Annotated in this window: 13 protein-coding genes and 1 pseudogene; 10 read left to right on the top strand and 4 right to left on the bottom strand. The window is 38.3% G+C overall.

Going from position 1 to position 8,317, the window contains the following annotated elements; genetic code table 11:
• The 3 genes from JWP71_RS01630 to JWP71_RS01620 form a co-directional block, all read left to right on the top strand.
• On the top strand, positions 1-750 hold a 750-nt coding region (locus JWP71_RS01630; protein ID WP_299496359.1), incomplete at its 5' end, for an MFS transporter.
• Between the two features lie 203 nt (positions 751-953).
• Positions 954-1,127, top strand: coding sequence for a hypothetical protein (locus tag JWP71_RS01625; protein ID WP_299496356.1), 174 nt, complete (start codon positions 954-956; stop codon positions 1,125-1,127).
• Positions 1,128-1,342: 215 nt separating this feature from the next.
• Positions 1,343-1,495 (top strand): hypothetical protein, encoded by a 153-nt coding sequence (locus tag JWP71_RS01620; protein WP_299496353.1) that lies wholly within the window; start codon positions 1,343-1,345, stop codon positions 1,493-1,495.
• Between the two features lie 69 nt (positions 1,496-1,564).
• Here JWP71_RS01620 and lpxB read toward each other — a convergent pair whose 3' ends face one another.
• Entirely contained in the window at positions 1,565-2,677 is a 1,113-nt protein-coding gene (gene lpxB / locus JWP71_RS01615; RefSeq protein WP_299496351.1) for a lipid-A-disaccharide synthase, read from the bottom strand.
• A gap of 100 nt (positions 2,678-2,777) precedes the next feature.
• On the opposite strand from lpxB, the gene JWP71_RS01610 reads away from it, so the two are divergent.
• Positions 2,778-3,347 carry a hypothetical protein gene (locus JWP71_RS01610; protein ID WP_299496348.1) on the top strand — a complete coding sequence of 190 codons (570 nt, stop codon included), beginning with the start codon at positions 2,778-2,780 and terminating at the stop codon, positions 3,345-3,347.
• 63 nt (positions 3,348-3,410) lie between these two features.
• On the opposite strand, the gene surE is transcribed toward JWP71_RS01610, so the two are convergent.
• On the bottom strand, positions 3,411-4,184 hold the full coding sequence (gene surE / locus JWP71_RS01605; RefSeq protein WP_299496345.1) for a 5'/3'-nucleotidase SurE: 774 nt from the start codon (positions 4,182-4,184) through the stop codon (positions 3,411-3,413).
• A gap of 29 nt (positions 4,185-4,213) precedes the next feature.
• On the opposite strand from surE, the gene JWP71_RS01600 reads away from it, so the two are divergent.
• Together JWP71_RS01600 and JWP71_RS01595 are read left to right on the top strand one after the other, a co-directional pair.
• Entirely contained in the window at positions 4,214-4,420 is a 207-nt protein-coding gene (locus tag JWP71_RS01600; RefSeq protein ID WP_299496342.1) for a Uma2 family endonuclease, read from the top strand.
• Positions 4,404-4,763 carry a Uma2 family endonuclease gene (locus JWP71_RS01595; RefSeq protein WP_299496339.1) on the top strand — a complete coding sequence of 120 codons (360 nt, stop codon included), beginning with the start codon at positions 4,404-4,406 and terminating at the stop codon, positions 4,761-4,763. The genes JWP71_RS01600 and JWP71_RS01595 overlap by 17 nt, the downstream gene beginning before the upstream one ends.
• A 16-nt stretch (positions 4,764-4,779) precedes the next feature.
• Here the strand turns inward: JWP71_RS01595 and JWP71_RS01590 are convergent, their stop codons facing one another.
• Positions 4,780-5,184, bottom strand: a complete 405-nt coding sequence (locus tag JWP71_RS01590; RefSeq protein WP_299496336.1) for an HI0074 family nucleotidyltransferase substrate-binding subunit — start codon at positions 5,182-5,184, stop codon at positions 4,780-4,782.
• A gap of 41 nt (positions 5,185-5,225) precedes the next feature.
• A complete protein-coding gene (gene acs, locus JWP71_RS01585) occupies positions 5,226-7,127 on the bottom strand; it encodes an acetate--CoA ligase (protein WP_299496333.1) in 1,902 nt (633 codons plus the stop codon).
• 185 nt (positions 7,128-7,312) lie between these two features.
• Between acs and rpmB the strand changes: the two genes are divergently transcribed.
• The 4 genes and pseudogenes from rpmB to JWP71_RS01565 form a co-directional block, all read left to right on the top strand.
• The gene (rpmB, locus tag JWP71_RS01580; protein WP_144247620.1) at positions 7,313-7,546 is read left to right on the top strand and encodes a 50S ribosomal protein L28; all 234 of its coding nucleotides are present in this window, start codon (positions 7,313-7,315) and stop codon (positions 7,544-7,546) included.
• A 73-nt stretch (positions 7,547-7,619) separates the two neighbouring features.
• Complete coding sequence (gene rpmG, locus JWP71_RS01575; RefSeq protein WP_175269406.1) at positions 7,620-7,802, top strand: 50S ribosomal protein L33; 183 nt, start codon at positions 7,620-7,622, stop codon at positions 7,800-7,802.
• Positions 7,803-7,861: 59 nt separating this feature from the next.
• Positions 7,862-8,023: a DUF4295 domain-containing protein gene (locus JWP71_RS01570; RefSeq protein ID WP_299496332.1), complete on the top strand. Its 162-nt coding sequence runs from the start codon at positions 7,862-7,864 to the stop codon at positions 8,021-8,023.
• Positions 8,024-8,190: 167 nt separating this feature from the next.
• Positions 8,191-8,317: pseudogene (locus JWP71_RS01565) on the top strand (signal recognition particle-docking protein FtsY); the annotation flags it as partial.

Raw genomic sequence — 8,317 nt, 5'->3', positions numbered from 1 at the left:
TCACGAACACTAAGTGGTTTTGTTGGGGCGCATTTTGGATGGCGTAATATGTTTTATATAGCCGCAGGCTTAATGATGGTTATGTGGGCTTTGGTATATTACCTGTTGCCCGAGGTTGAGCCCGATTATGAAGGTACTTATAAACACCTAATGCTATCTATGATGCATTTAATAAGGGATGATCCTAAACTTAGGTTAGCCGCGCTGCGTGGTGCCCTGTGCTTCGCTTGTTTTAGCGCTTTTTGGAGCACACTTACCTTTTTACTACAGCAAAACTTTAACATGGGCAGTGATATTGCAGGTTTATTTGGCCTGGTTGGTGCTTTTGGTGCCCTGGCAGTAGGTGCCATGGGAAGATTAAGCGATAAAATGGATCCTTATCATTTATCAAGCTTTACTATAACGTTGGTTATTATTTCTTTTATTGTTTTTGCGTTTTCGGGGCATAGCATGGTGGGTTTAGTGGTTGGTGTGATATTACTGGATATGGGAGTACAGGCTACACATATATCAAACCAGGCTATAATATTTGCTACAAACCCTGGGGCTCGTAATCGTATTAACACTGTATATATGGTTACTTATTTTATTGGAGGATCATTGGGGACCTTCGTGGCTACCCACCTTTGGGATCTTTATCAATGGAACGGTGTATGTATAATGAGTATCGTTGTATCTGTTATTGCTTTAGTGATGCACCTGCTTAACCGCAAAAAAATACAGCATAAAACTACAACTGTACACTCCTGAGTACTGCATTAAAAAACAGTTTCTGTTTTTTAATGCAATTTTTAAATTTAGTTCGCATTTATTTTAGTCGTGTAAAATACTTGTTTACAGTGTTATACGCTGTAATGTAAAATAAATCAGCGTTATTGATGACTTTTTTTCGCCCAATTTTAAATCTTGGCATTTAATTGGAACAGAACCTATCAACTATCAGTTATTAAGCTATGATTGTTGAAAAGAAAAAACCGAAAGAGACAAAAGAAAAGGAATGGGAAAATCCTATAGAACCTGCCAAGTCTACTGACGAACGCGATAAGGAACAAGTACTACGTCAGTATAAAGAAGCCAAACGCAGACACGATAATCTTACAGAAACAGATGATAACGAAACTAAATAAGTACAAAAAGAAAATCAAAACATACTTTATGAAAACCCGACAAAAACCTGCAACCAGCAAATTAGTAGCTCGCTTTGATAATGAATTAAGAGAAATAATAATGAATGATCTTAAAATGATAAGAGGAGTGAGGAGTTTTTTAAGAGTAATTAAAACTGAACAATTATCAGTTGCATAGTAAAACATTTGTTTAACCTACAAAAGACCATCAACCTATGGAAACTCAACAAAAACCAGCAACAAGTAAATTATTAAAAGGCTTTGACAACGAATTAAAAGAAATGTTAACTGCAGACCTGCAAGCTTTCAGAGAAAATGGTCAGTTTATCACCAGCAACAACCAGTCGACTCAACAAAAAGCCGCCTGATCAATATATCTACCTATAAAAATCTATTATCTCCTATGAAAACGATAAAGCCCTGCATTTTGCAAGGCTTTATTTTTTTGTGGCGTATTTTACAATTAAAGCAGCTGTTTTTGCAGATGCACCCGGTGTTCCCATTTTCTCGTCCAGTTGGTCATAATTAGATAACATAGTTTGGCGGTAGATTTTATTATTGAGGATAAGATCTAACTCTGCGCCTATGATTGCAGGGGTACAATCCTGCTGAATTAGCTCTTTTACAATACCGCTATTCATTATTAGGTTAACCAATGATATGTGTTTTATTTTAACAACCATACGGGCAATAGTTATTGATATTGGGTTGCCTTTATATACTACCACTTGCGGCACATTAAATAAAGCAGTTTCTAAAGTGGCAGTTCCGGAGGCTACTACAGCAGCATGGGCGTTGCTTAAAATATCATAAGTAGCATCAAATAAAACAGGTATAGATTTACCATTTAAATATTGCTGATAATATTCACTGTTAAATGGGGGCGCGCCTGCAATTACAAATTGATAATGGGGGTATTGGTTTGCAACGGCGATCATATCAGGCAGTAAATAGTTGATTTCCTGTTTGCGGCTGCCGGGTAATAAGGCGATGATCTTTTTGCCGGTTAATTTATTTTTGTTTAAAAAATCGGCATCGGGCTTAAAACCGGCGATGGCATCTAATAGCGGATTGCCAACATAATCCACCTCCATGCCCCACTCTTTATAAAAATCAACTTCGAACGGTAATATGCAGAAAAGATGATCGACTATCTTTTTTATCTTTAATACCCGTTTCTGGTTCCATGCCCAAACTTTAGGAGATATATAGTAGTTAACCGGCAGATTGTTTTCTTTGGCAAATGCGGCTATTTTTAAATTAAAACCCGGAAAATCAATCAGAATTAAAACATCGGGATGGTAGTTGGCTATATCCAATTTACAAAAAGCCAGGTTCTTTAATATAGTACGCAGGTTCGCTGCTACCTCAAAAAAACCCATAAAGGCCATATCTGCATAATGCTTAACTAACGTTCCGCCTTCGGCTTGCATTAAATCGCCACCAAAAAAACGGAACTCGGCTTGTGGGTCGAGCTTTTTTAGTTCCTTCATTAAATTGGCTCCATGCAGATCGCCGGAAGCCTCGCCTGCAACCAGGTAATATTTCATTTTACGGGTTTAGTTATCATCAGTATAAAGCCAAAAATACGAGTGTGCGCCCTATTTTGATTATTTATTTTCACTGGTGGATTTTTTTATACTTTTAAGGATGAAAAAAATAATGTTAGCACCGCTATTTATAGTATTAACAACTGTAGTATTTGCTCAAAAATATATACCCAAAATTAAACCGGGAACGGTTATGAGCTACACCGCTTATTTACGTAACGCGGGTCAGCATATCCCTATCACTTTAACTGTAAAATCAATAGGCGACCCAACCAATGTGCAATGGAACGTTGATGACTTTGGTACCGGCGTTTTTTCGATATCGGCAAAAGCACAGGATAGTGGTACAAAGTTAGTCGTACGCACACCCGATGCTGATAATGTTACCAAGCTGAAGGACGATGAAACTTTTGTAACTGTTTCAAAAACCACCTATACCAGTATGGTTAAAAATGAACCGTTTGAGCTTAACGGAATTAAATTTACAGTTGATACCAATGATACTACCGTTTATAAAATAAACAATAAGGTAGCCCCCGTTTTGCACGCTGTAAGTGCTAATAAGAAAAGCGAATTATGGGTTTTAAATAATCCGGATTTCCCGTTATTATGCGGAGAACTTTATGTAGCAAAAGGAATAGACTTAACCTTGCTGGCAATTAAGGAATAACCACATAGCCTGGTCTACCCTGATCTACCTGGTCCTACCCTGACTTTTAATCGCTATACAGGTTTAAATATTAAAATTCCAGCTATTTAAAACAGGTATAGCATGGTGCGCAGTCATATCAAACTGTATGGGGACTACTGACGCAAAGTTATTATCCAGCGCCCATGAGTCGGTATCTTCGCCATGATCATTTAATTGAAACACACCGCTTAACCAATAATATGGCCGTTTGTAAGGGTCAATTCTTTCATCAAACTCTTCGGCCCATTTGGCGTTGGCCTGGCGGCAAATTTTTATACCTTTTATATGCGCGCCTTTGGGAAAGTTTACATTAAGCAACGTAGCCGTAGGTAAGCCATTGGTTAAAACCTGTAACGCTATTTCTTTAACATATTTAAGGCAATGGCTAAAATCGGCTTGCAGGGTATAATCATCCAATGAAAATCCGATAGATGGTATACTTTCTATAGCCCCCTCTACCGCTGCCGACATGGTGCCCGAGTATAACACATTTATACCATTGTTCAAGCCATGATTAATACCGGACACACATAGATCCGGCTTTTTACCTTTAAATATTTTGGTAACAGCCAGCTTCACACAATCAACCGGGGTGCCAGAGCAGCTGTACATTTCTATACCTTCGTAAATATCAACCCTATCTAAACGCAGCGGTTTGCCTATGGTAATGGCGTGCCCCATGCCCGATTGCGGACTATCCGGCGCTACAACCACTACGCGGCCAATCTCTTTCATTACATGCATCAGGGCCTTTATGCCGGGTGCGGTAATACCATCGTCGTTTACTACTAATATGTTGGGTAGGGTGTTTTTCATTTTGACTCAAAATTAGTTATATTTAATTTATGCTTGCTGAAGAAAAGAAGTTTACAATTGATGAATACATGCGACTCCCCATAGGAGCGCCATATCAATATATTAATGGCTGTTTGGTTGATTGGCCATCAAGGACACCGATCCATCAAACTATTAGTATAAGGCTTTCGCAAATTATCCTGAACTATTTAGATAGCACTAATAATAACGGTGTAGTACTTGCCGCGCCTATGTGATGTAAAGTTTGATGATGGTAATGTTTTACAACCAGATGTATTATATATTTCTGAACAAAGAAAGGCTGAGCTTGTAAAAAACGTAATTGAAGGTGCACCGAACTTAGTTATTGAAATTCTTTCTCCATCAAATGCCTATTATGATTTGCGCCAGAAAAAAGATATTTATGAAAAATACGGCGTTAAAGAATATATTATTATTGACCCTGTACAGGAAAATGCAGATCTATATGCGTTGAAAGATGGTAGCTATCAGCTACCTCAAAAAGTTCAAAAGCATGAAACCTTGAATTCTATATTATTACAAGGGTTTAGTATTGAACTGTCAAAGCTGTTTCAATAAAACCTTATTAATTTCTTTACTCCGATTGTATTTCCTTTAACCTGCAATATACATGCTCTATTGCATGATAATATTGAAATTTAATAATTCTAACGGCTTGTTTTGCTATTGTTTCATCATAAATATGTGATAACTCATTACATTTTTGAAGTATACATAACCATGTATCACTGTCTCCAATTATTTTCAATTGAAAGCCAATCTTTATTATTTCACGTGGATAGGTAATATTAAAATCTTGTTCATACAAATATTGTTCAAGTGTTTTCCAACCTAATTCAAATGTAGAATCTAACGACCTTACCAAACCACCTATCTCAATGGGCGTATAATTTTCTTTATCCACCGCTGATTTAAAAAATAAAAAAGCCTTTTCAAAACTCTGAAAGCGTTGTTGCCAACGGACATCTTTGTTTTCCATTATAGTGATAAAGATAATATATAAATTATATATCTGTAAATCTACAACGCTCCCGCCTTAATCTCCTCAACCACAGCCGGGTCAAGCAGGGTAGAGGTGTCGCCTAAATTACTGGTATCACCTTCGGCTATCTTTCTTAATATACGGCGCATTATTTTGCCTGATCGTGTTTTAGGCAAGCCGGTTACAAACTGAATTTTATCGGGTTTGGCAATGGGGCCTATAATACGGGCAACTGTCATAACTATATCCTTGCGGGTAAGTTCGTCATCGTCATGCTTGTTGGGGCATACCACAAAGGCATATACGCCTTGTCCCTTAATGTCATGCGGGTAACCAACCACGGCAGATTCTACCACGCTGCTGTGCATATTAATAGCGTTTTCCACTTCGGCAGTGCCAATGCGGTGGCCCGATACGTTTAATACATCATCAACACGGCCGGTTATGCGGTAGTAGCCGTCTTCATCACGCAGGCAACCATCGCCGGTAAAATACATATCCGGGTAAGTAGCAAAATAGGTGGTACGGCAGCGCTCATGATCGCCATAGGTAGTGCGCAGCATGCCCGGCCACGGGAATTTAATACATAAATTACCGCTTACGCCGTTGCCCTCAATTACATCGCCTTTCTCGTCAACTAAAACAGGCTGTATGCCCGGCAAAGGCAAACCTGCATATCCGGGTTTTAATGGGGTAATGCCGGCAATCGGGCTTATCATGTGCCCTCCATTCTCGGTTTGCCACCAGGTATCAACAATAGGGCATTTGCCATTACCAATTTTTTCATCGAACCAATGCCAGGCTTCCTCATTAATAGGCTCACCTACCGATCCCAGTTTCGTTAGTGAACTCAGGTCCTTGTCTTTTAATACATCATCACCAAAACTCATTAATGAGCGTATGGCCGTAGGCGCGGTATATAATATGTTTACTTTATATTTATCTACAATATCCCACAAACGCCCGGCGTCCGGGTAGGTTGGTATGCCCTCAAACATTAGTGAAGTTGCGCCTTGCGATAGGGGTCCGTATACAATGTAAGAGTGCCCGGTTATCCAGCCAATATCTGCTGTGCAAAAATAAACCTCATTGGGTTGATACTGAAACGTAGTATCAAAAGTAAAACCCGTATACACCATATAGCCGCCGCAGGTATGTACTACACCCTTTGGTTTCCCGGTAGAGCCGGAAGTATAGAGGATGAACAACATATCTTCGGCATCCATTTCTTCGGCAGGGCAATCCGGGTTGCCTTGTGTTTCTACCTTTTTAATTTCGTCTTCCCACCAAACATCCCGACCTTTAATCATGGAAACCGGCGTGCGGGTACGGGTAAGTACAATAACCTTTTTTACAGACGGGCAGGTTACCAGTGCGTCGTCAATAACAGATTTTAACGGAATATCCTTGTTTCCTCTAAAACCACCATCGGCAGTAATAACTATATTACAGGCAGCATCCTGTATTCTGTCTGATATGGACTGTGCCGAAAATCCGCCAAAAACAACCGAATGGATAGCGCCAATGCGCGCGCAAGCCAAAAGGGCGATAGCCAGCTCGGGCACCATGGGCATATATATACATATACGGTCGCCTTTTTTGGCGCCGTTGTTTTTTAATACATTGGCAAACTGGCAAACCTTATCATGCAATTGTTTATACGTTAATATCCGGTGATCTTCATTAGGATCATTTGGCTCCCATATTATAGCGGGTTTATCGCTTAGGGTATTCAGGTGCCTGTCTAAACAGTTTTCGGTAATATTAAGCGTCGCTCCCTCAAACCATTTAATATTCGGCTCTTTAAAGTTCCATTCTAATACCTTGTTCCACTTTTTTTTCCATAAAAAACTATCGGCAATGCCGGCCCAAAATTCTTCCGGTTGGTTAACGCTTTGTTTATATATTTCTTTGTAATGGTCAAAAGAGGTGATCTTCATTGTTTTTAGTATAAAAATGGGTTTATTCGCGAGTTTAAACGACGCTGTAAAATTACGATTTTCAGCATAAATCAGTCCAATAAAAAAGAATTTGAAAATATTTAAATACACTGTTGTCTATTTGACTTAAAATCCTGATATTTGCAAACTCTTTTAATAAAAGGGCGAATTAAAAAATAATTGTCATGTCAAGAATTTGTGATTTAACAGGAAAGGCGTCAATAGTTGGAAACAACGTTTCTAACTCAAACCGTAAAACTAAACGCAGGTTTCATCCAAACCTAAAGCTTAAAAAGTTTTATATCCCTGAAGAAGATAAATGGATAACCTTAAAGGTGTCTACATCAGCTGTTAAAACTATCAGCAAAAACGGTATAACAGCTTGTATCAACAAGTTTGTAAAAAAAGGATATATATAATAGTTGATTAGTGAGTGGAGAATAGTGATCAGTCATTGTTTTCTGTTTAATATCAACCATAAAAATAAATAAGATGGCTAAGAAAGGTAATAGAGTTCAGGTAATATTAGAGTGCACAGAGCACAAGGCAACCGGTATGCCGGGTATGTCTCGTTACATTACCACCAAGAACAAAAAGAATACAACAGAGAGACTGGAAATGAAAAAATTCAACCCGGTTTTAAGAAAAGTAACTGTTCATAAAGAAATTAAGTAATTAATTGGATCGAGCCAATAACTCATTCACTAATTCACTCATTCAATAATTAAAAAGACATGGCAAAGAAAGTAGTTGCAACCCTGAAAGTTGCCGGTAAAGGCAAAGATTTTTCAAAAGTAATCACCATGAATAAGTCGCCAAAAACAGGTGCTTATTCATTCAAAACACAAATCGTAGCTAACGATTTTGTTAAGGATGCTATTGCCGGAAAATTATAACCCGGGAATAACCTTATATAATATTTAAGCCATCTTGTTGATACGAGAGGGCTTTTTTTGTATAGGTGCAGGGATATGCGCCTATACAAATGTTTGAATAAAAAGCGTTTAACTAATATTTATTAATTTGCACATCTACACATTTGCATATCTGCACATTTAAGGCAATGGGATTATTTGATTTTTTTAAGAAAAAGGAAAGCACACCACAAGAGCAGGAGGTGCTTGATGCCGGGTTAGAAAAAACCAAGGATAACTTTTTTTCAAAAATTACCAAAGTAATAGCCGGTAAAT

This window comes from Mucilaginibacter sp. (assembly GCF_028287845.1).
Classification (GTDB): Bacteria; Bacteroidota; Bacteroidia; order Sphingobacteriales; family Sphingobacteriaceae; genus Mucilaginibacter.
The sequence above is the reverse complement of the archived record's forward strand: the minus strand, read 5'-3'. Positions and strand labels throughout refer to the sequence as shown.